The sequence below is a fragment of the Aquimarina mytili genome, assembly GCF_016735115.1.
Lineage (GTDB): Bacteria > Bacteroidota > Bacteroidia > Flavobacteriales > Flavobacteriaceae > Aquimarina > Aquimarina mytili.
In genome coordinates, this window is record NZ_JAERQJ010000001.1 from 935722 (window position 1) to 956295 (window position 20574).

At 33.8% G+C, this 20574-nt stretch carries 22 protein-coding genes; 18 read left to right on the plus strand and 4 right to left on the minus strand.

What is annotated here, in order from left to right:
- Positions 1-10 precede the first annotated feature (10 nt).
- The 5 genes from JJQ60_RS04065 (at position 11) to JJQ60_RS04085 (ending at position 5238) form a co-directional block, all read left to right on the plus strand.
- Complete coding sequence (locus JJQ60_RS04065; protein WP_201916877.1) at positions 11-961, plus strand: N-acetylornithine carbamoyltransferase; 951 nt, start codon at positions 11-13, stop codon at positions 959-961.
- Positions 961-1743, plus strand: a complete 783-nt coding sequence (argB, locus tag JJQ60_RS04070) for an acetylglutamate kinase (RefSeq protein WP_201916879.1) — start codon at positions 961-963, stop codon at positions 1741-1743. Before JJQ60_RS04065 ends, argB begins: the two co-directional genes overlap by 1 nt.
- A 3-nt stretch (positions 1744-1746) precedes the next feature.
- Positions 1747-2814 (plus strand): M20 family metallo-hydrolase, encoded by a 1068-nt coding sequence (locus JJQ60_RS04075; protein ID WP_201916881.1) that lies wholly within the window; start codon positions 1747-1749, stop codon positions 2812-2814.
- A gap of 59 nt (positions 2815-2873) precedes the next feature.
- A complete protein-coding gene (gene argH, locus JJQ60_RS04080; protein WP_201916883.1) occupies positions 2874-4151 on the plus strand; it encodes an argininosuccinate lyase in 1278 nt (425 codons plus the stop codon).
- Between the two features lie 184 nt (positions 4152-4335).
- A complete protein-coding gene (locus JJQ60_RS04085) occupies positions 4336-5238 on the plus strand; it encodes a carbohydrate kinase family protein (protein ID WP_236669029.1) in 903 nt (300 codons plus the stop codon).
- Here JJQ60_RS04085 and JJQ60_RS04090 read toward each other — a convergent pair.
- Entirely contained in the window at positions 5233-5598 is a 366-nt protein-coding gene (locus JJQ60_RS04090) for a hypothetical protein (RefSeq protein ID WP_201916885.1), read from the minus strand. The two genes, JJQ60_RS04085 and JJQ60_RS04090, sit on opposite strands and share 6 nt — an antisense overlap.
- A 285-nt stretch (positions 5599-5883) precedes the next feature.
- On the opposite strand from JJQ60_RS04090, the gene JJQ60_RS04095 reads away from it, so the two are divergent.
- From JJQ60_RS04095 to JJQ60_RS04145, 11 genes are all read left to right on the plus strand, one after another.
- On the plus strand, positions 5884-6141 hold the full coding sequence (locus JJQ60_RS04095; protein ID WP_201916887.1) for a DUF4212 domain-containing protein: 258 nt from the start codon (positions 5884-5886) through the stop codon (positions 6139-6141).
- A 30-nt stretch (positions 6142-6171) separates the two neighbouring features.
- Entirely contained in the window at positions 6172-7944 is a 1773-nt protein-coding gene (locus tag JJQ60_RS04100; protein WP_201917218.1) for a sodium:solute symporter family protein, read from the plus strand.
- Between the two features lie 194 nt (positions 7945-8138).
- Positions 8139-10061: an acetate--CoA ligase gene (gene acs, locus JJQ60_RS04105; protein WP_317193992.1), complete on the plus strand. Its 1923-nt coding sequence runs from the start codon at positions 8139-8141 to the stop codon at positions 10059-10061.
- A gap of 263 nt (positions 10062-10324) precedes the next feature.
- On the plus strand, positions 10325-11479 hold the full coding sequence (locus JJQ60_RS04110) for a phosphatidylserine decarboxylase (protein ID WP_201916891.1): 1155 nt from the start codon (positions 10325-10327) through the stop codon (positions 11477-11479).
- A gap of 33 nt (positions 11480-11512) precedes the next feature.
- On the plus strand, positions 11513-11956 hold the full coding sequence (locus JJQ60_RS04115) for an SRPBCC family protein (protein ID WP_201916893.1): 444 nt from the start codon (positions 11513-11515) through the stop codon (positions 11954-11956).
- 161 nt (positions 11957-12117) lie between these two features.
- Positions 12118-13044, plus strand: coding sequence for an alpha/beta fold hydrolase (locus JJQ60_RS04120; protein WP_201916895.1), 927 nt, complete (start codon positions 12118-12120; stop codon positions 13042-13044).
- An 81-nt stretch (positions 13045-13125) separates the two neighbouring features.
- On the plus strand, positions 13126-13803 hold the full coding sequence (locus JJQ60_RS04125) for a hypothetical protein (RefSeq protein ID WP_201916897.1): 678 nt from the start codon (positions 13126-13128) through the stop codon (positions 13801-13803).
- A 105-nt stretch (positions 13804-13908) separates the two neighbouring features.
- On the plus strand, positions 13909-14439 hold the full coding sequence (locus JJQ60_RS04130; RefSeq protein WP_201916899.1) for an STM3941 family protein: 531 nt from the start codon (positions 13909-13911) through the stop codon (positions 14437-14439).
- A gap of 113 nt (positions 14440-14552) precedes the next feature.
- Entirely contained in the window at positions 14553-15107 is a 555-nt protein-coding gene (locus JJQ60_RS04135) for a dihydrofolate reductase family protein (protein ID WP_201916901.1), read from the plus strand.
- A 51-nt stretch (positions 15108-15158) separates the two neighbouring features.
- A complete protein-coding gene (locus tag JJQ60_RS04140; RefSeq protein WP_201916903.1) occupies positions 15159-15686 on the plus strand; it encodes a DUF4442 domain-containing protein in 528 nt (175 codons plus the stop codon).
- A gap of 31 nt (positions 15687-15717) precedes the next feature.
- Positions 15718-16149, plus strand: coding sequence for a hypothetical protein (locus JJQ60_RS04145; RefSeq protein WP_201916905.1), 432 nt, complete (start codon positions 15718-15720; stop codon positions 16147-16149).
- A 455-nt stretch (positions 16150-16604) separates the two neighbouring features.
- On the opposite strand, the gene JJQ60_RS04150 is transcribed toward JJQ60_RS04145, so the two are convergent.
- The gene (locus tag JJQ60_RS04150) at positions 16605-17309 is read right to left on the minus strand and encodes a hypothetical protein (RefSeq protein ID WP_201916907.1); all 705 of its coding nucleotides are present in this window, start codon (positions 17307-17309) and stop codon (positions 16605-16607) included.
- A 225-nt stretch (positions 17310-17534) separates the two neighbouring features.
- Between JJQ60_RS04150 and JJQ60_RS04155 the strand changes: the two genes are divergently transcribed.
- Positions 17535-17900, plus strand: coding sequence for a hypothetical protein (locus JJQ60_RS04155; protein ID WP_201916909.1), 366 nt, complete (start codon positions 17535-17537; stop codon positions 17898-17900).
- Between the two features lie 215 nt (positions 17901-18115).
- Here the strand turns inward: JJQ60_RS04155 and JJQ60_RS04160 are convergent, their stop codons facing one another.
- Positions 18116-19006 carry a LysR family transcriptional regulator gene (locus JJQ60_RS04160; protein WP_201916911.1) on the minus strand — a complete coding sequence of 297 codons (891 nt, stop codon included), beginning with the start codon at positions 19004-19006 and terminating at the stop codon, positions 18116-18118.
- Positions 19007-19155: 149 nt separating this feature from the next.
- Between JJQ60_RS04160 and JJQ60_RS04165 the strand changes: the two genes are divergently transcribed.
- The gene (locus tag JJQ60_RS04165; RefSeq protein WP_201916914.1) at positions 19156-19530 is read left to right on the plus strand and encodes a nuclear transport factor 2 family protein; all 375 of its coding nucleotides are present in this window, start codon (positions 19156-19158) and stop codon (positions 19528-19530) included.
- Between the two features lie 167 nt (positions 19531-19697).
- Here JJQ60_RS04165 and JJQ60_RS04170 read toward each other — a convergent pair whose 3' ends face one another.
- Positions 19698-20561: a helix-turn-helix domain-containing protein gene (locus tag JJQ60_RS04170; RefSeq protein ID WP_201916915.1), complete on the minus strand. Its 864-nt coding sequence runs from the start codon at positions 20559-20561 to the stop codon at positions 19698-19700.
- Positions 20562-20574: the final 13 nt, after the last annotated feature.

A 20574-nucleotide genomic window follows, 5' to 3' on the forward strand; every position in this document is an offset into this window, starting at 1 on the left:
AAAACGTACAATGAAGAATTATTTTTCTATACAAGATATTGATTCACTCGATCATTGGGTTGATGAGGCTATCAAGATAAAGAAAGCACCCCTTTCTGATAAGGTATTAGGTGTTAATAAGACTATTGGTTTACTATTTTTTAATCCAAGTCTTCGTACACGTTTAAGTACTCAAAAAGCTGCACTAAACCTTGGTATGAATGTAATTGTAATGAATTTTACAAAAGAAGGATGGTCTCTAGAATATGAAGATGGTACTGTAATGGATCAAGGTAATTCTGAACATGTTAAAGAAGCGGCTCAAGTTGTTTCTCAATATTGCGATGTAATAGCAATACGGGCTTTTGCTAAACTCGAAAATAAAGATGAAGATTATAGCGAAAAGGTACTAAAGGGATTTATAAAATATGCCACAATCCCGGTGGTTAATATGGAGAGTGCCACGGGACATCCATTACAGGCATTAGCAGATGCAATTACGATAACAGAATACAAAAAGAAAGATAAACCTAAAGTTGTACTATCATGGGCACCGCATCCAAAAGCTTTACCGCAGGCAGTTGCAAATTCATTTGTAGAAATGATGCAACAAATGGACGCGCATTTTGTAATTACCCACCCTGTGGGATTTGAGTTAGCCAGTCAGATTACTAAACAGGTGCCCATTGATTACAACCAGGAAAGTGCATTTAAGGATGCAGACTTCATTTATGTAAAAAATTGGAGTTCATATACCGATTATGGTAAAGTGTTGAGTGCAGATGATTCCTGGAAAATTACGGAAGACAAAATGAAGTTAACCAATCAAGCTAAGTTTATGCATTGTTTACCAGTAAGACGTAATGTTGTAGTTGATGATGTTGTGTTAGATGGTCAAAATTCAATTATTGTTGAACAAGCAAATAATAGAACATATGCTGCACAATTAGTGTTAAAAAAAATCCTGAAAAACGAAAAATGATGAAAAAGCAAAAATTATTTGTCGCTAAAATTGGTGGTAACATCATAGAGGATCAAGAGGCTTTAGATTCTTTTTTAAAAGATTTTTCTAAAGTTGAAGGAGCGAAAATATTAGTACATGGGGGAGGGAAATCGGCTACTAATTTGGCTTCAAAATTAAATATTAAAACAGAAATGATCGATGGAAGAAGAATTACATCGGCAGAAAATCTGGATATTGTGGTAATGACCTATGCCGGATTATTAAATAAAACAATTGTTTCTGGATTACAAAAAAATAACTGTAATGCTATAGGGCTAACTGGAGCAGATGCTAATGTGATTTTAGCTAAAAAAAGAGAACCTAAGTTTATTGATTATGGGTATGTGGGAGATGTAATTAAAGTAAACGATAATGTAATCAATAACTTTTTACAATTGGGTATTACTCCTGTGTTTTGTGCAGTTACTCATGATGGTGATGGGCAGTTATTTAATACCAATGCCGATACCATAGCATCCGAAATTGCCTCTGCAATGGGGAATCACTTTGAGGTTTCATTATTTTACTGTTTTGAACTTAAAGGTGTTTTAGAAAATATCGAAGATAAGGATTCGGTAATAGAACATATTAATTTGGAAACATATTCAAAACTTAGAGATACTGAAGTCATCGCTGATGGAATGTTACCTAAGCTGCAAAATTGCTTTGAAGCATTACATAAAAATGTAAACAAAGTGCATATTGCTAATGCAGAATTTATAAGAGATAATAATATTAAACATACGACCTTGAGTCTTTAAACAATGACACAAAAAGAATTAACAGATCAGGCCATATTGCTTTTGCATAAGCTTATAGAAACACCTTCCTTTTCTGCCGAAGAGGATAATACTGCATTACTAATAGAGCAATGGTTTACAAGTCATAATATACCTTTTGAGAGAGAGAATAATAATATCTGGGCATATAATAAATTTTTTGATCAACAGAAACCAACGATTCTATTAAACTCGCATCATGATACTGTGAAACCAAATGGGAATTATACAAATGATCCATTTAATGCTTTTGTAAATGACGGGAAACTTTACGGTTTAGGAAGCAATGATGCCGGAGGGTGTTTAGTTTCTTTAATTGCAACATTTACGTATTTCTATAATCAAAAAGATTTAGACTATAATATTGTAATAGTGGCATCTGCAGAAGAAGAAAGTAGTGGGCCTTTGGGGTTAAAAAGTGTGCTCAAATACCTGAAAAATGTAGAATTTGGGGTGGTGGGCGAACCAACGTTAATGCAATTAGCTATTGCCGAAAAGGGATTATTAGTATTGGACGTATCCATACAAGGTACAGCAAGTCATGCTGCACATCCAAATGATGATAATTCAATTTATAATGCAATTGATATCATACAATGGTTTCAAGGATATGAGTTTGAGAAAGAATCAGAAGCCCTTGGGAAAGTAAAAATGACCGTAACACAAGTAAATGCAGGGAATCAACATAATGTAGTACCATCTCATTGTGATTTAGTGGTTGACATAAGAGTAAATGATGAATATCAAAATGAAGAGATTTTAGATATTGTAAAACAAGCAATGCCGGGCAATGTCAAAATAAAACCCAGATCTCTGGATTTAGGATCCTCGTCAATACCAAAGGATCATCCAATTGTAAAATCCGGTATAGCATTGGGTAGAACAACGTATGGATCACCAACGCTATCAGATCAATCTGTTTTGAGTTGTCCATCTCTAAAATTAGGGCCAGGCGATTCTACCAGATCACATTCTGCTGATGAGTTTATTTATATTCATGAAATAGAAGAAGGAATAGCATTGTATATAAAGATTTTGGAAGGTATATTATAAGAAATATAAAATATGATCATTCCGGTCAATACCGGAATTAATTGATAAAGATTAAGATAATGAAACTCTGGGATAAAGGATTACCAACAGATCAAAAGATAGATATGTTTACTGTAGGTAATGACAGACAGTTAGATTTGGTGATTGCCAAATACGATATACAGGCAACTTTGGCTCATGCCAAGATGTTGCATAGTATCGATTTACTTTCTGATGATGAAATTTTAAATATAGAAAAAGAATTGAATAGCTTATCTATCGAGATTGAAGCGGGTACATTTGTTATTGAAAACCAGTTTGAAGACGTGCACTCTAAAATAGAATTCGAACTTACCAAAAGAATTGGTGAAGCAGGTAAAAAAATTCACACCGCTAGATCTCGAAACGATCAGGTCCTTGTTGCCATGCATTTATATCTTAAGGATGAATTATTACAAATTAAATCTCTAATTAAAGAATTATCTAGCAATCTGCTACTTTCTGCAGAACAATATAAAGAAACGCTTTTACCAGGGTACACCCATTTACAAATCGCAATGCCATCTTCATTTGGTTTGTGGTTTTCGGCTTATGCAGAGAGCTTTGTAGACGATTTATATTTTATAAATGCAGCATTAAAAGTTGTAGATCAAAACCCTTTAGGAAGTGCTGCGGGTTATGGTAGTTCGTTTCCGATTGATAGAGAGTTTACAACAAAAGAATTAGGATTCGAAACATTAAAATATAATGTTGTAGCTGCTCAGATGAGTAGAGGCAAATCTGAAAAATCTACAGCATTTGCAATGAGTAGTGTGGCAGGAACACTTTCTAAACTAGCAATGGATGTTTGTTTATACATGAGTCAAAATTTTAATTTTATAAGTATACCAGCGGAGTTTACTACAGGATCAAGTATTATGCCTCATAAAAAAAATCCAGATGTATTCGAATTGATTAGAGGAAAATGCAATAAAATACAAGTATTACCTTATGAGTTAACGTTGTTAACCAATAATTTACCAAGCGGATATCATAGAGATTTACAGTTACTTAAAGAAGGAATCATACCTGCAATTCAGGATTTGAAAGCGTCTTTAGAAATGACAATATATGCCTTAAAAAATGTGACTGTAAACCAAAATATTCTAGACGATAATAAATATGATTATCTATTCAGTGTTGATACACTTAATGAGTTGGTAATGAAGGGGATGTCGTTTAGAGATGCTTACATAAAAATAGGACTCGATATAGAAAATGGAAAGTATAAACCCGAAAAAAATACAAAACATAGTCATATAGGTAGTATCAATAATTTATGTCTTGAAAATATCAAAGAGAAACTAAAGCAAGTTTAATTGAGTGTAAGTTGAGTTAGTTTAATTTTTTTAGCTTTAGTCTAGACCCCCAGAGGAGTAGTTAACCTGTGGGGGTTGCTTATATACTATTGTTTTATCTCATAGATCTTTAAAATATTTAAGTTTTCAGTAAATCACCTCATAGTATTTAAATCTCAATTATCGAGTAAAAGAATTATATTTAATGATAAAGAACTTAGAAATGAAAATAACCAGCTTTGGAGAAGTACTTTGGGACATTTTTGAAACACATAAAAAAATTGGAGGTGCTCCGCTTAATGTAGCTTTGCGACTCCATAGTATGGATATAGAATCATCGGTTATCACTAAAATAGGAAATGATGACTTAGGCAAAGAAATTATAGCGTTTGTAAAAGAACAAGGGTTACCCGTACACACATTTCAGATCGATGAGCAGCATAAAACAGGAGAAGTATTGGTTGCTTTAGATGAAGAAAATACAGCATCTTATAAGATCAGTAAACCTGTTGCCTGGGATTTTATCGAGTATTCTGAAGATCTAAAGACAGAAGTTCAACAATCTGATGCTGTAATCTTTGGTAGTTTGGCAAGTAGAAACAAAATTTCCAGAAATACATTACTTCAATTGTTAAACCATGCTAATTTTAAAATTTTGGATGTCAATTTAAGACCACCTCATTATGATGCAGAATTGCTTTTAGAACTTATGAGCAAAGCAGATTTTATTAAACTTAATGATGAAGAGTTAGAAGAGATCTGTACGTTTTTTAAGATACAAAAAAGTACTTTCGAAGATCAGGTAAAGGCTATTGCTTCACATACAAATACTAACCAAATATGTATTACCAAGGGCGCAAAAGGAGCCACTCTGTTTTATGAGGATATATTTTACCATAACACAGGTTATAAGGTTACAGTGATTGATACAGTAGGAGCCGGAGATTCTTTTTTAGCTTCTTTGATTTCAGAATTATTTCAGAAAAAGAAACCTCAAGAAGCGATCGATTTTGCAAGTGCAATAGGAGCTATGGTAGCTGGTAGTAAAGGAGCTAATCCCATTTTCACGAAGAAAGAAGTTGAACATTTTATAGCTCACCAATCATAAGCTAGGAACCATTGCTTTTAAATCTTCAATTACATCAATATTATGCCTAAGATGTGCATAAAGAATAAACAGTATAAAAATAGCGATTACAAATCCCCAAAGAGTACCTTTTTTGTTACTGCTAGAGAACTTTTTAGAAGTTTTGAGATAAACTTGAGATAGCTTTTTTGTGTATTTGGTGACTAGTGCAAAAGCCGGAGCAAAAATAAGTACCACAATTGCCATGTCGATTAGCACCAAAAGATATCCTTGTTGATCGATATGTTTTTTTACATACTTAATGATATGTTCATTAATCAGTGCAGCACATAATACTGCAACTGCATATATAGCGTATTGGGTAATTTTTTTGTTATTCATTTGGGGTGTTTACTATGTTCTTATATACAATCAAAAAGGAATTGTTACTACGAAATTAAACCAAAATTTCATGAGAAAAAACGCTTACAGTCTTTAATTTATTATATGATGTTTCAAATATATGTACAATGTACTAGAAACTCATAATAATTTTATGTTGGATCCTCACCAGCAATTCTTGATGTCATTATTATGTGTATTTTAGTATAAATTATGATCATGGAACAAACCTATCAGCATAAAAGTAGATGTGATAATTGATCTTTTTTCAATAAAGTAGTAAGTATGACAAATAAACAAAAAGCAGTAGCCTACTGGAAAGAAAACATTAAGTACCTAGTCATTTTATTGACAATTTGGTTTTTAGTTTCTTATGGGGCCGGTATCTTATTTAAAGACACATTAAATACGTTTAAATTGGGAGGCTTCAAATTAGGGTTCTGGTTTGCACAGCAAGGTTCCATTTATGTTTTTGTAATACTCATTTTTGTGTATGTACGATTAATGAATAAGTTAGATAAAAAATATGGTTATGATGAATAACCTAAGTACTACTCAAAAAATTATACTATGATGAGCGTTCAGGTTTGGACATGGATTTTAGTAGGGATTACTTTTGCGCTTTATTTCGGAATCGCCATATGGGCCAGAGCCAGTTCTACTAAAGAATTTTATGTAGCAGGTTCAGGAGTGTCACCCTTAGCAAATGGAATGGCAACTGCTGCAGATTGGATGAGTGCTGCATCATTTATATCAATGGCGGGGATTATTTCTTTTAGCGGATATGATGGATCTGTTTATTTAATGGGGTGGACTGGTGGATATGTATTACTTGCTTTATTATTAGCTCCCTATCTTAGAAAATTTGGAAAGTTTACTGTTCCTGATTTTATTGGAGATCGATATTATTCTAATACCGCCAGAACAGTAGCAGTAATTTGCGCATTGATCGTATCGTTTACGTATGTTGCAGGCCAGATGCGGGGAGTGGGGATCGTATTCTCACAGTTTCTTCAGGTTGATATTAATTTAGGAGTTATGATTGGTATGGCGGTGGTACTGGTATTCGCATTTCTTGGGGGAATGAAAGGAATCACCTATACACAAGTAGCGCAATACTGCGTACTTATCTTTGCTTTTATGGTTCCTGCTTTTTTTATCTCCATGCAAATGACAGGAAATATAGTTCCACAAATAGGGATGGGATCTACCGTAGAAGATGGGACATATTTACTCGATAAACTTGATACACTCCATACTCAATTGGGTTTTAAAGAATATACCAGCGGATCAAAATCTACCTGGGATATTTTTGCAATTACCCTTGCATTAATGGTGGGTACCGCTGGATTACCACATGTAATTGTACGTTTTTTTACAGTGCCCAAAGTAAAAGATGCACGCAAATCAGCTGGATTGGCCTTGCTGTTTATTGCAATTTTATATACAACGGCACCGGCAATAGCTGTTTTTGCAAGAACAAATCTGATTGAGACTGTGAGCAATAAAGAATACAAAGCGGTGCCAGAATGGTTTAAAAACTGGGAAAACACTGGATTAATAGCTTGGTCTGATAAAAATGATGATGGTAAAATCCAATATGTGAATGGTAGCGCTCTGGATGGCAAACCAAAATATATAGAAGAACGAGGTAAATATGGACAACGTTTGATCTCTAACGCTAATACTTCTGTTAATGAACTCTATGTAGATAGAGATATTATGGTTTTGGCTAATCCAGAGATTGCTAAATTACCAAACTGGGTAATTGCTTTGGTGGCGGCAGGTGGGTTAGCAGCAGCATTGTCTACTGCAGCCGGATTATTATTGGTGATCTCTACCTCAATATCTCATGATTTAATCAAGAAACAAATTAAACCTAATATTTCTGAAAAAGGAGAGCTTTGGGCAGCACGTATAAGTATACTTGTCGCCATCATCATTGCAGGATTATTTGGTATTTACCCACCGGGATTTGTAGCAGCTGTAGTGGCATTGGCATTTGGTTTGGCCGCTGCATCATTTTTCCCAGCAATAATACTAGGCATCTTTGATAAGAGAATGAACAAACAAGGTGCAATAGCCGGAATGATTATAGGAACTACACTAATGTTGGTATATATGCTAATTTATAAAACTGGATTAATAGGAGTGTTAGAACCCAAACCAAAACAAGATTGGTGGTTTGGTACTTCTCCAGAAGGATTTGGTACTATTGCGATGATTGTAAATGTAGTAGTTTCTATGGTTATATCAAGGATGACGCCTCCACCTCCAGAACATGTACAAGAAATTGTCGAACGGATAAGAATACCCAATGAAGCAGGTGATGCTAAACCACATTAATGGTTTTTAATGAATTTAAAGATAATAATGGCAATATTGCTCTTATAATAATTGAGGTAGATTATAAGGACAAACTATCCTTTGGTATTAATTTTAGATCATTTTAGCGAAATTTTTAAACTTCTGAAGATATATTTCTTTATTTTCCAGATTCAAAATATAACGAATAAACTATAGTCGACTGAAGACATAAAATATCCAACCACACAATGAGTAATTATCACATAAAACATCTTGAAGAATACTACCAGGTATATCGAAAATCAGTAAGAGATCCAGAAACCTTTTGGGCAGAAATCGCGGAAGAACATTTCATGTGGAGAAGAAAATGGGACAATGTATTGAGCTGGGATTTTACTAAACCCGAGGTTAAATGGTTTGAAGGAGCACAACTTAACATTACAGAAAATTGTATTGATAGACACTTACGCAATAAAGGACATAAAACAGCAATTCTTTTTGAACCCAATAATCCCCAAGAAGATGCACAACATATAACGTATAAACAGTTACATGAACGTGTTTGCAAATTTGCCAATGTACTTAAAGAGCAAGGAATCAATAAAGGGGATCGAGTATGTATTTATTTGCCAATGATACCCGAGTTAGCGGTTTCGGTATTAGCATGTGCCAGAATTGGAGCTATACATTCTGTTGTTTTTGCTGGATTTTCAGCTACAGCATTATCAACTCGTATTAATGATTGCGATGCAAAAATGGTGATCACCTCTGATGGATCTTACCGGGGTGTAAAAACAATTGACCTAAAAGGTATTGTAGATGAGGCTTTAGAAGATTGCCAGGGGGTAAAAACAGTTTTGGTGGCCAAGAGAATTGGGTCTGATATTAATATGAAACAAGGTCGCGATCATTGGCTGCAACCGTTATTAGATGAAGCATATAAGGATTGTGTGCCAGAGATTATGAATGCCGAAGACCCCTTGTTTATTCTATATACTTCTGGATCTACAGGAATGCCTAAAGGAATGCTTCATACTACTGCTGGATATATGGTGTATACGGCGTATACTTTTAAAAATGTGTTTCAGTATAAAGAGGATGATATCTATTGGTGTACAGCAGATATTGGCTGGATTACCGGGCATTCATATATCGTATATGGACCACTGGCCAATGGTGCAACTACGGTAATGTTTGAAGGAGTGCCATCGTATCCTGATTATGGTCGTTTCTGGGATATCGTACAGAAACATAAAGTGACGCAGTTTTACACAGCACCAACGGCAATTAGAGCCTTAGCCAAAGAAAATCTGGATTATGTTGCTAATCATGACCTTACTAGTTTAAAGGTATTAGGAACAGTAGGAGAGCCCATTAATGAAGAAGCATGGCATTGGTATAATGATCATGTAGGAAAAAAGAAATCTCCAATAGTCGATACCTGGTGGCAGACCGAGACAGGAGGTATTATGATTTCACCAATTCCATATTCTACACCAACTAAACCCACTTATGCCACCTTACCTATGCCAGGGATACAACCAGCATTGATGGATGAAAGTGGTCAAGAAATAAAAGGAAATCAGGTCGATGGTCGTTTGTGTATCAAATTTCCATGGCCGTCTATGGCTAGAACCATTTGGGGAAATCATCAACGCTATAAAGAAACGTATTTTTCTGCTTTTGAAAATAAATATTTTACAGGTGATGGCGCATTACGTGATGAGGTAGGATACTATCGAATTACAGGTAGAGTGGATGATGTAATTATAGTTTCAGGGCATAATTTGGGTACTGCTCCCATTGAAGATGCAATCAACGAGCATCCTGCTGTCGCAGAATCCGCTATTGTTGGATTTCCGCATGATGTAAAAGGAAATGCATTATATGGATATGTTATTTTGAAAGAAACGGGAGAGTACAGAGATCGCAATAACTTGAGTAAAGAGGTTAATCAACAGATTACAGAGCGTATTGGGCCAATTGCAAAGCTTGATAAAATACAATTTGTACCCGGACTACCTAAGACGCGTAGTGGTAAAATTATGCGACGAATCTTACGTAAAATTGCGTCAAAAGATATAAGTAATCTTGGAGATACCAGTACTTTGTTAAATCCAGAAGTAGTGCAAGAGATTATAGACAAGGCATTGTAATATATATTCTTAATAAGAATTGAAAATATACTCACTTGCTATTCAATAAAAGAAGTATAACTTAAAAAGACTAAAGAATAGTTTAAAACCCGATAAAATTATAATGGGAGAAATAAATTGATTATATTGATATTTCTTAATAGTACCAAGCTTTTTATAAGCTTATATTTTTAAAAGAAGCACGATTTTTCACTTAAGAGAATGCTTCAGAGCCCAACTACTTTTTACTTAAATACGATGCTTAATCTTTAAAACACTATAAGATGAAAGCAATACGATTTTCTATATATGTACTTACCTTTTCTTTATTTCTAATAAACGAGATGAAGGCTCAGAATGATTCTCCTCCTGTTCAAAAACTTAAAGAATTGTATACCACTAATATCGAATTTCAATCTACAGTCGATAAGATGTTTAAAAATGTCCAGGATTTAGCTGATGGTTCAAAGAATCCTTGGCGTGGTAAGGGTATCCAGGATTTATATACATTTTTAAATGAATGGTTTTATTTTCTACCCAATAAAAATAATGGATTGGATCGTATTATTAAATTTTCGCTGCTATACTATCAAAACCCTGATGGTCAAAAATTTATTTTGGAAGAACCAGGTTTGAGCTGGTCTTTATTCTTTATCGAAGAGCGAGGCAAATTTATGGAAAGTCCAGCCTCAACAAAAAATATAAACGAATGGTTATCCGATGAAAGCCTTGGGAATGAGGATTTTGTTTTGCCCAAAGATGGATTTACATCGTTTAATGACTTTTTTACTAGAGATATTAAACATGGGGCACGACCAATAGACAATGTTCATGACAATTCTGTAATTGTGTCACCTGCAGATGGAGTCATCAATGTGATTAATAACGACTTGAAACTGGATACCAAAATTCCAACCAAAGCAAAAATGGAGTTAAGCCTAAATCAACTTCTTGATTCATCTGAATATGCACAAAAGTTTATTGGCGGTACAGCCATCGCCGTGTTTTTAATGCCCACAAATTACCATCATTATCATGCACCGGTATCAGGAATCATGGTCGAATCCAAAGAAAGTGTGGGGGATCGATTATTTGGAATGCCCAACATATTAGACATGATTAATAATGGTAATCCTGGTTACAACAAGGATTATAGCGTATTTCAGGATTTTAGACATGGTTATTTTATTATAAACACTCAAGATTTTGGGCATGTAGCTATGATTCCCATAGGCTTACAGACCATTGGATCGGTAAATTTTGTAGAAAAGTTTAGGGATGTTAAACCTAGTACTTCTAAAAAGGTGTACAAAGGAGAAAAACTTGGATATTTTGCATTTGGCGGATCAACAGTATTATTACTTTTTGAAAAAAACAGACTTACTTCACTAACTGTACAACAAGGTCAAAGAATTGGAAAGTTTACGGCTAAATATTAAAGTTAAATAAGGAAACCACAAAAATATACAAACATGAAATTTAGAGGCTATAAGGATATTAATCAAAATATAGATAAACTAACCGAACTTTTTGCAGATCCTAAATACCTCAAAGAATATCAGGATGGTTTTATACGAAAAGAACTTGTAAGTGGTAATGAGGGGCAAGATGGAGCAGTGTCTAAAATGTATTACCAATACGGTAAAGGTGAGATGGAATTAACAGAGACTATTACGGCAAATCGTTTACCAAATTCTTTTGAAGCAAGTTATCATCATAAGCATATGGATAATACCATGAAATGTACTTTTACTCCTTTAGGAGATAAAAAAACAAGATATGAATATGAATTTGAATACACTCGTATCAATTGGATTATGCCAAAGCTTATTGCAATTCTATTTCCAGGGATGTATAAGAAACCAGCAGAAAAATGGATGAATCAATTTAAAGAATTTGTAGAAAAGCAGTCATAAAATTGAACAATCGATTAGATCGACTTGTAATCCTAAATTATCCTTATTGAACGTGGCTTCTGATTTAACTGAAAAGGGGTGTTTTCCTGATATATTCAGTTGATTCACTCTAAGAACCTATTTATTAAACTTGTATTTTTATTCATAAACCAACAATAGATATGATCAAAAGAATAATAAAATGGATTGTAATACTTCTCATGGCCTTACTGGTTAGTTTTATTTTATATGGCTCAATACATCAATATAGTTATGACAAAAAGGTAACCAAAGAGTTTCAGCCTTCTGGACAGTTTATTGATATATCGGGAAATCGTATTCATTATAATTTTTTTGGAGAAGGAAAGTACACCTTCGTTCTTGAAACTGGACTTGGAGAAAATATAAATACCTGGTCTGCAATTCAAGATTCTCTTGCGCAAATGGGGAAAGTTTTTATGTATGATCGATCAGGTCTTGGTTTTAGCGAAGAAGGCCAGAACCCCAGAACAACCGACCAAATAGCCGTTGAATTAAATTCGGTGCTTTCTAAAGCGAATATACCAAGTCCTTATATTATGATCGGGCATTCTATCGGTGGTGCTCATATACGTTATTTTGCACATAAGTTTCCTAGTAACATATCGGGACTTTTCTTAATCGATCCAAGTCATGAAAAAATGAAGGATGGCCTCCCAGAACCATCAATGATAGAATCTTTTTTCCAATATTCAATGACTGATCTATCATGGAGCGGAATACCATATTTTATGCTCCCAAATCCACCACATCCCACATATAAAATAACAAAATGTATCAAAACATTCGGAGAAGAAACCGAAGCCATAGATGCCTCAATCGAACAGTTTAAAAGTGCTAATATAGATTTGTCTCACCTGCCGATTTACATCATATCAGCTTCAAAAAATGATGGTGAAGTAAGACAAAAGTATCTTGATTTATATCAAGAGCTTATAGATCATTCCAATCATCCTGTAAAAAAGTTGGTAGATTACAAGAATAGTCCACACCATATCCACATAACTAATCCTGATATAGTACTAAAAGAGTTGAGTGAATTTGTTAGTAAAATTGAGACTCAAAACTAATTATAGTTGCGACAAATTTTAATGAGCAGCTTCTTTCCAAAAAACAGATAGGTTGATTATCTTAGATAAAAACTTACATCTATGGAGAGCGTATCCTTCTTTACGATTATTATGTTTGTCCTAACAGTTATAGCTACACTTTGGTTGTTCTATAAAACAACAAACAAGAACATGAAAACAGTATCTGCTGTTCTGATTTGGGCAATTGCAGTGGGGGTTTTGGGGCTATCCGGATTTTATCAAAAAATAGATACATTCCCGCCTAGATTTGTTTTCTTGATAGGGCCTGGTTTTGTAGTAGTGCTATTGTTATTTCTTACCAAAAGAGGAAGGCAGTTTATGGATTCGCTAAACCTAAAATGGCTTACTATATTGCATGTTGTAAGAGTCCCTGTAGAGATTGTTTTGCATGCAGTTTTTTTAAGCGGCCTAATTCCGGTATATATGACCTTTGAAGGGTACAACTTTGATATTATTTCAGGGATCACGGCTCCGTTAGTATATTACTGGGTATTTAAAAAGAAGAAACTTGGTAACCGGTTTCTATTATTCTGGAATTTCGTCTGCCTTGCTTTATTAATAAATATTTTGACAATAGCCATTCTAAGTGCACAGACACCGTTTCAGCAATTAGCTTTTGATCAACCCAATATTGGAGTTACATATTTCCCATTTGTTTGGTTGCCTGCCGTAATCGTACCGATTGTTTTACTTTCTCAATTGGCCGCTATTCGAAAATTACTATTAGGATCGCAATGATGTGGTATCACTTCAAAAGCATGGAGTAATGATACATATAATGTAGTTTGTTTGACTATAGAAATATAAGTACCTTGGTAATATCAGAAAACAATCAATACAACAATGAGTGAAAAAATCGAAATCCCATTAAGTAAGACAAAAATTGTTCTGCTGGTATTTGGAGCGTTGGCCTTTGTGATTGGTGGTGTTTTTTTATCCTTGAATCCTGAGACATTTACCACTTCGCGCATCAAAAATGAAACTGTAATTCTGATAATAGGGATTGTTTCGGTAGTGTTTTTTGGATTATGTCTATTATTTGCAATACGAAAATTGTTTGACAAAAAGATGGGCTTAATCATAGATGAAAACGGAATTACAGATAACTCAAATGCAACAAGCGTAGGTCTTATAGAATGGCAGGATATTACGGGGATTGAAACTTTGCAAATAGCATCAACAAAAATGCTGATGATTTTAACTGATAAACCCGATAAATATATCGATAGAGCCAAAGGTAGTTTATCAAAAAGAGCGATGAAAACAAACTATAAAATGTATGGATCTCCATTATCTCTAGTTTCTACCTCATTGAAAATAAAATTTAAAGATCTCGAAGCTTTGATTCATAACGAACTTTATAAAAGAAAATAAGTTCTTGTTGTATCGGTATTATGAAGTTCTTTGGCTTTAGAGAAAGTAATGAATTAAATGTGTAAAAGGAATATAACTATCTTAACTTTGATAACTGTTGAAAAACTTTAAACATGACTGCTAATACCTCTAAAGTAACCTTACATATGGTTTCAAGTCTGGATGGCTTTATTGCCAAAAAAGATGGAGATATTGGATGGATGCAATCTTCAGACACCTATGAAAAAGGGATTACCCTAACCCAGGAATATATTGCAGAATTTCTAAAATCTATAGATTGTTATGTCATGGGATCACGAACCTATGAGCATGCTCTAGAACTAGGGTGGCCCTATGGTGATGTTCCAGTTATTGTATTGACCAATAGAACTCTAAGTACTAATAAAGAAAGTGTTGAATTTTATGTCGGTGATCTAAGCAAACTTGTAAACGATCGATTAAAACCTAAATATCAAAACATTTGGTTGGTAGGTGGGGCTGCACTTACCAAAGATTTTATTCGTTTAGATCTGGTGGATGAGATTATACTATCCATCATGCCTGTTCTCTTAGGTGATGGTACGTTGTTTTTTGATTATATCGGTCAAGAACGGTTATTACATCTAAAAGATGTAACAGCATATAAAGATGGTATGGTAGAATTGTCATATGAAGTAAGAAAAGTATAAAAAAATCAACAGAGATGAATATTTTTACACTCATCTAAATTCAGAAATAAGATGTCAATCTACCAGAAAATAGCAAAAGTAGGATCAAAATATATAGGAAAGCATAACCTTTTTAAATATGGTTTTAATTGGTCTCCTATGTACAGAAGAAGCACAGGGCGTATAAAAGAAGTTTCAAAAGACTTGCTTCAGGTAACTATGAAGCTACCAATTAGTTATAAAAATAAGAATTACGTAAACTCAATTTTTGGCGGAAGCATGTTTTCTGCTGTGGACCCCATCCCAATGGTTCAGTTAATGAATATTATTGGCGAAGAATATGTGGTTTGGGATAAATCTGCCGAGATTAGCTTTAAACGCCCCGCTAAAGAACACTTGTATGCAGAGTTTATCTATACCCCAGAAGAGCTGTCGACAATAAAAGACAGGGTGAAACAAGAAAACGAAATTGAAATCATAAAGTTAACGCAACTTACTAATAAAGATAGAACAAAAGTATATTGCGAAATAAGAAAAACGTTATACATCGCAGACAAATCCTTTTATAAAGAAAAAAGAAAGAAATCTAAAAAAGACTGAGATACCCAGAGGCACATATAAATTGACAGTATTGAACAACATTCAAAAAATAAAGGTTACTAATAGTACAGGAGTAGATTCTCTAAAAGCAAGTATTCTTGTAGAGCTAAGGCTCTATGATTATAAGAAAAAATGCGAGCACGAGTTTGAGGAACGGATAACAAATTATTTAAAAAGAAATAAAGAGCTTACCCTATATGTAGTTGTTGACCATGAAAACATTAAGAAAGGAATCAGAACTCATGCTATGCACAAATTTGTAAAATCGGTCTATCCTAAAGATTATAGGTTTGATCTCCCCAATATGGCAACAACTGGTGATGTAGATCCAAAATCAAAGGAACAAAATAAGGAAGAACAGGATAGAGTAGAAGCCTACTACGCATCTGAGTACGCCAAATTACTTTCAGAAGTTGAAAAACTTAATACCATAGACCGATTTAGTATTGAGATAAAGAATTAAAAAGCTCCCGCCGTATTATTAGGCGTCCCGGCAGGTTTTTATACTTCCCCGGGAGGTGATGACCTTTTCCCGGCAATATGAATACCTCTCCTGTCAAGTTTTAGAGGTTTCCCGGCAGGTATAGGTATCATCCCGGCACTATATTATCTCATCCCGGCGACTGGGAATGCGATATTAATTCCCGGGAAATATACATGAAGCACCGGGAAGCATAAAAAAATAACCGGGAGAGCCTATATGTATGCTGGGAAAACAATAATAAGTCCCAGGGAGTATTTAAAAGTGATTGGGAGCTGTTAGTATGGATCAGCGTAAGTCCTAAAAGCCTTCTTATTATACTATAGTATACGCTATAGTTTATTCCCTCTCCTTGGGGAGAGGGGCAGGGTGAGGGGTAATTGAATCACCCCCACCTTAATCCTCTATTTCAATGGAGAAAAGATCTTATATTGATACTACTTCTTATTATATATACTAATGTATCCTTTAAACCGCTCAGGATTATTCTTAAAAACATATTTGCCGGCATCGCGCACCTCATCTACGGCTTCTTTAAGATGAGTAAAGGCTTTATCACGTATCTCTTTGGCCATAGAGTTTTCGAGTGTAGCTCCGTTAGCTTTGGCCAATAGCTCTGCCATATCATTAGAGAATTTGGCCGCAACATCCAGTTTTGCTAGTTTGAATTTTGCAACAGTTAGCTCTTCTGGATTGCTTTTTCCTAATACACTTAGATCACTAAGGTCCTGAATCATATCAGCATTGCCGCTGCCACTAGCAATCTCGCGCACACGACTTAATAGATCAGGGCGCTTTCTAAACGCATATCTAAAATCGTCTAACAAATCATCTCTTAGCTCATATGCTTTGGGAGATTGCTCTTTCCATGATTTATTAGCTTCTTCTTGCCCGTAGCGTTCGCTAACCCATAATGATTGTGCGTGGCGCAATGCCCCGGCACGAACAGGTAAGTCTTTAGCATATTTTGTCCAATCCAAGCCAGAGTTACTCAGTAACGTTTTTTTATCATCACTGGCCCAAACATATAGATTTTCGGCTTCTTGCAAAGCACTATCAACAGGCATATTAGGTGTTTTAATAGCATCTGTATCGATTTTATTTAATACGGCTAGTTTGATTTCAAAATTTTCTTTAGACATAAACATTGTGGTTTTAAAAGTTAATATTTGATTTTAAAAATGGCTAAGCTATATCAATAATCAATACGTATGTTATGGGATTCCGTAATCGATCAAAATTTTTTACCAGAGGGTTGAGTTAGAACTTAACAGGTATAAAAGATTTATTAAATTAGCTCCTGATGAAAAAAGATATGTAGTTACTTTTTGTAACTATATATACTTGTTACCAAACAATAGAAATAAATGGGAATTTGGAGTCTTATAACAATTGGGGTTGGAGTTTTAATTTATTTAATTCATACAAAAGTCCAGTTTATTAAATTAAGATCGAGCGCTTTAAAAATTGAAGCGGAAGTTGTTGAATATAAACGAGAAAAAGGGCCTATGAGAAATGACTATACGCAACTGAATTACCCTTATGTCAAAATTGATCTGGAAAATGAAGATTATACGATTAGAAAGTTACGTTATGCAGACAATACGAGCAAGCCTTTTAAAATTGGAGAAATTATTTATGTTTTCTGGCATAATAATGACTTACTTTATTGGGACACTTATGATAGAGGTTGGAAGAAATATCTCCCCGAAAAATGGAATTTTCTGAATTGATTTTGACTAATGAAATGGAAAAAAACGATTTGGTAACATTATATATATGTCATAGCAATTAAGTGATGAATCAAAAGGTTACTATATTTTTGGTGAGGCGAAATGTTTCCAGAAAGGAAAAGTTAGCAACCAATGCGCAGAAAAATCAAAAAGCAAGGTAACATTTTGCACTGCTACGGCATATATATTAAGCGTTACCTACAACCTGAAAATACTCAAATCTTCGAAAAATTATCTTTAAAATTTGAAATAAAATCATTAATATACTTCTTTGATTTATCGGATTTACGAAAAACTAAATGATGTGTTCTTTTCAATCCACTTCTACCAATTCGTTTAAAAACCAAATCATCAGACAATTTAAAGGGTTTTAATGCCCATTTAGGCATACACATTATTCCCATATTGGCATCGACCATTTCTAAGGCAACCTCAGTAAGAGGAATAGCGGAAATCTTGAGTGGCGTAATTTTATTTGGTTTTAAAAATTTGTCATATACCGAGACCGTTTCTAATGGAAAAGAATGGATGATCAAATGTGACTCTAAAAAATCATTTGCATCTATAAAACCAGTTTTGTTTAAAGTGTTTTCTCTATGCATAATTGCAAAAATCTCATCTTCGTAAATTTCAATACTTGATAATGTTTCATTTTCAGGTTTTGAAGTGATTATTGCTATATCAATTTCATTAGACAAAATTTTTGGTATTGGTTGATGGGTTGCTTCAAGAATTAAATCAACATTAATTTCAGGATACAAAAGACCCATTTTTTGTACAAAAGCAGAAAGACCTTGATAAAAACTGTAACATTCTGTACTCACTTTGACTATGCCAACGGAACCAGTTCGCAACTGCTCAATATTTTGAAAACCTTTTTCAATACTTTCAAGAATTGTATTTCCTAGTTTATATAATTCGACTCCTTCATCTGTCAATTCCCATTTATTTCTAGTTCTAAGAAAAACCTTAAACCTTAATCTTTCTTCTAGTTCTCGTAATTGATGACTCAAAGCCGATTGTGTTAAAAACAATTTTTCAGCTGAATTAGCAATACTCCCTTCTTCAGCAATAGTTTTTATTAACCTAAAATATTTAATTTCCATAAGTGACAAAATTAACATTTTGTAATTATAGTGTAATTGAGAAAATTTCAGCTAAAATTTAAAAAGGCTCAATTTGTAGATTAAAAAAAACACAATACTCAAACTAATTTTGACGAAAATAAATTTTAGAAATTATGCAAAAACAAAAAATGAACTCAACAACCGATTTACTAAGTGCTATACAAACTTATTTCGATGCTCTTTACTATTGTGATACTGAAATACTCAACAAAATATTCCATAAAAATTCTAGCTTATTCGATGTCGATGAAGGAAAGGTTTTTGTTGAATCCATCAATAGTTTTAGCAAAGATGTTGGAGGAAGAGTATCACCTGCGAGCAAAGGACAAGAACCTCAAGCAGAAATTTTATTGATTGATTGGTTATCAAATTCTTGTGCAACAGTTAAAATAAGAATTAGAGCACATAGTAATGTGTTTGTAGACCATCTTGGTTTTGTTAATGGAGAAAATGGATGGCAGATAGTTTCTAAAATATGGCATTTAGAAAGAGTAATAGATTAAGTTTTTAGCTATTGTTAACTTAATTCTTCAGAACATTTAATAGAAAAAGTCAGTAGGTAACAAAGTATAAAAAGATTGGACTTAGTACCAACTCCAAACATATCGCATATCTCCTAACCTAAGTTTCTTGTAAGGTACGTTATGTGCAACTTAAGACAACCTGACAATCATAATTTTTCCAGTTTGGCAAAACCTACTGTCTTTCTATAATTATCGGGAGAAACACCTACTTTCTTTTTGAAAAACCTACTAAAATAAAATTCATCATCATACCCAAGACTAGCAGCGATTTGTTTCAACGGCTTTGAGGTTAAATATAGCTCACGTTTAGCTTCAATAATAATTCTATTAAAAATTAATTCGCTAGGTGTTTGGAGCAAATACTTTTTTACAATTCCTGCCAATGTTTTAGTGCTAACGCACAAAGCATCTGCATATTCTTTTGGAGAATGCAACTCACAATAATTATTCTCAATAGCATCTACTAAATTTTGTAAGATTTCAGACTGACTGTCAGAAAATTTTGGTACTATATCTTTATCGAATTGTTTTTTCTGTCTCACGGCTTCTATTAAAAACACCTTCAAAAAAGCAACAAGAACTTCATGTTGAGCAATAGAATCTCTATCCATCTCTTTTGAAATTTGATCTATTAAATTAAAAAACAACGCTTCTTCAGAAATTTTAAAATGTGGTAATCCATGAAAATTGTTAAATAGAATGCCTTCAGTTTCAATTTCATTTTGATGTCGATAGGTACAGAAAAAATCTGGATGAAAGTTTAACAACCAACCTGAACAAAATTCTTCAGAAGAAATCATAAAAGGTTGATAAGGCGACAAACAAATCATTTGGTTGCCTTGCAATTCATAATTAGAAAGATCTACACTTAACTTATAATTACTTCCTTTAAGTAAAATAATAGAATAATAATTTTTTCTCTGTAAATGGTCAAACTGACTAAGATCTTCAAACTTTTCAAGTCTAAAGGCTAGTTCACCATTTTGCTTATCAATAATAATTTGAGCCATAAGAGTCTCTTCC

Bases quoted from the DNA above. Each gene is read 5' to 3' on its own strand.
- JJQ60_RS04165 (WP_201916914.1), top strand. From the start codon at position 19,156: ATGAACTCAACAACCGATTTACTAAGTGCTATACAAACTTATTTCGAT.
- JJQ60_RS04150 (WP_201916907.1), bottom strand. From the start codon at position 17,309: ATGTCTAAAGAAAATTTTGAAATCAAACTAGCCGTATTAAATAAAATC.
- JJQ60_RS04075 (WP_201916881.1), top strand. From the start codon at position 1,747: ATGACACAAAAAGAATTAACAGATCAGGCCATATTGCTTTTGCATAAG.
- JJQ60_RS04125 (WP_201916897.1), top strand. From the start codon at position 13,126: ATGGAGAGCGTATCCTTCTTTACGATTATTATGTTTGTCCTAACAGTT.
- JJQ60_RS04155 (WP_201916909.1), top strand. From the start codon at position 17,535: ATGGGAATTTGGAGTCTTATAACAATTGGGGTTGGAGTTTTAATTTAT.
- JJQ60_RS04065 (WP_201916877.1), top strand. From the start codon at position 11: ATGAAGAATTATTTTTCTATACAAGATATTGATTCACTCGATCATTGG.
- JJQ60_RS04160 (WP_201916911.1), bottom strand. From the start codon at position 19,006: ATGGAAATTAAATATTTTAGGTTAATAAAAACTATTGCTGAAGAAGGG.
- argB (WP_201916879.1), top strand. From the start codon at position 961: ATGAAAAAGCAAAAATTATTTGTCGCTAAAATTGGTGGTAACATCATA.
- JJQ60_RS04085 (WP_236669029.1), top strand. From the start codon at position 4,336: ATGATAAAGAACTTAGAAATGAAAATAACCAGCTTTGGAGAAGTACTT.
- JJQ60_RS04170 (WP_201916915.1), bottom strand. From the start codon at position 20,561: ATGGCTCAAATTATTATTGATAAGCAAAATGGTGAACTAGCCTTTAGA.
- JJQ60_RS04135 (WP_201916901.1), top strand. From the start codon at position 14,553: ATGACTGCTAATACCTCTAAAGTAACCTTACATATGGTTTCAAGTCTG.
- JJQ60_RS04095 (WP_201916887.1), top strand. From the start codon at position 5,884: ATGACAAATAAACAAAAAGCAGTAGCCTACTGGAAAGAAAACATTAAG.
- JJQ60_RS04130 (WP_201916899.1), top strand. From the start codon at position 13,909: ATGAGTGAAAAAATCGAAATCCCATTAAGTAAGACAAAAATTGTTCTG.
- JJQ60_RS04140 (WP_201916903.1), top strand. From the start codon at position 15,159: ATGTCAATCTACCAGAAAATAGCAAAAGTAGGATCAAAATATATAGGA.
- JJQ60_RS04120 (WP_201916895.1), top strand. From the start codon at position 12,118: ATGATCAAAAGAATAATAAAATGGATTGTAATACTTCTCATGGCCTTA.
- JJQ60_RS04115 (WP_201916893.1), top strand. From the start codon at position 11,513: ATGAAATTTAGAGGCTATAAGGATATTAATCAAAATATAGATAAACTA.
- JJQ60_RS04090 (WP_201916885.1), bottom strand. From the start codon at position 5,598: ATGAATAACAAAAAAATTACCCAATACGCTATATATGCAGTTGCAGTA.
- argH (WP_201916883.1), top strand. From the start codon at position 2,874: ATGAAACTCTGGGATAAAGGATTACCAACAGATCAAAAGATAGATATG.
- JJQ60_RS04100 (WP_201917218.1), top strand. From the start codon at position 6,172: ATGAGCGTTCAGGTTTGGACATGGATTTTAGTAGGGATTACTTTTGCG.
- JJQ60_RS04110 (WP_201916891.1), top strand. From the start codon at position 10,325: ATGAAAGCAATACGATTTTCTATATATGTACTTACCTTTTCTTTATTT.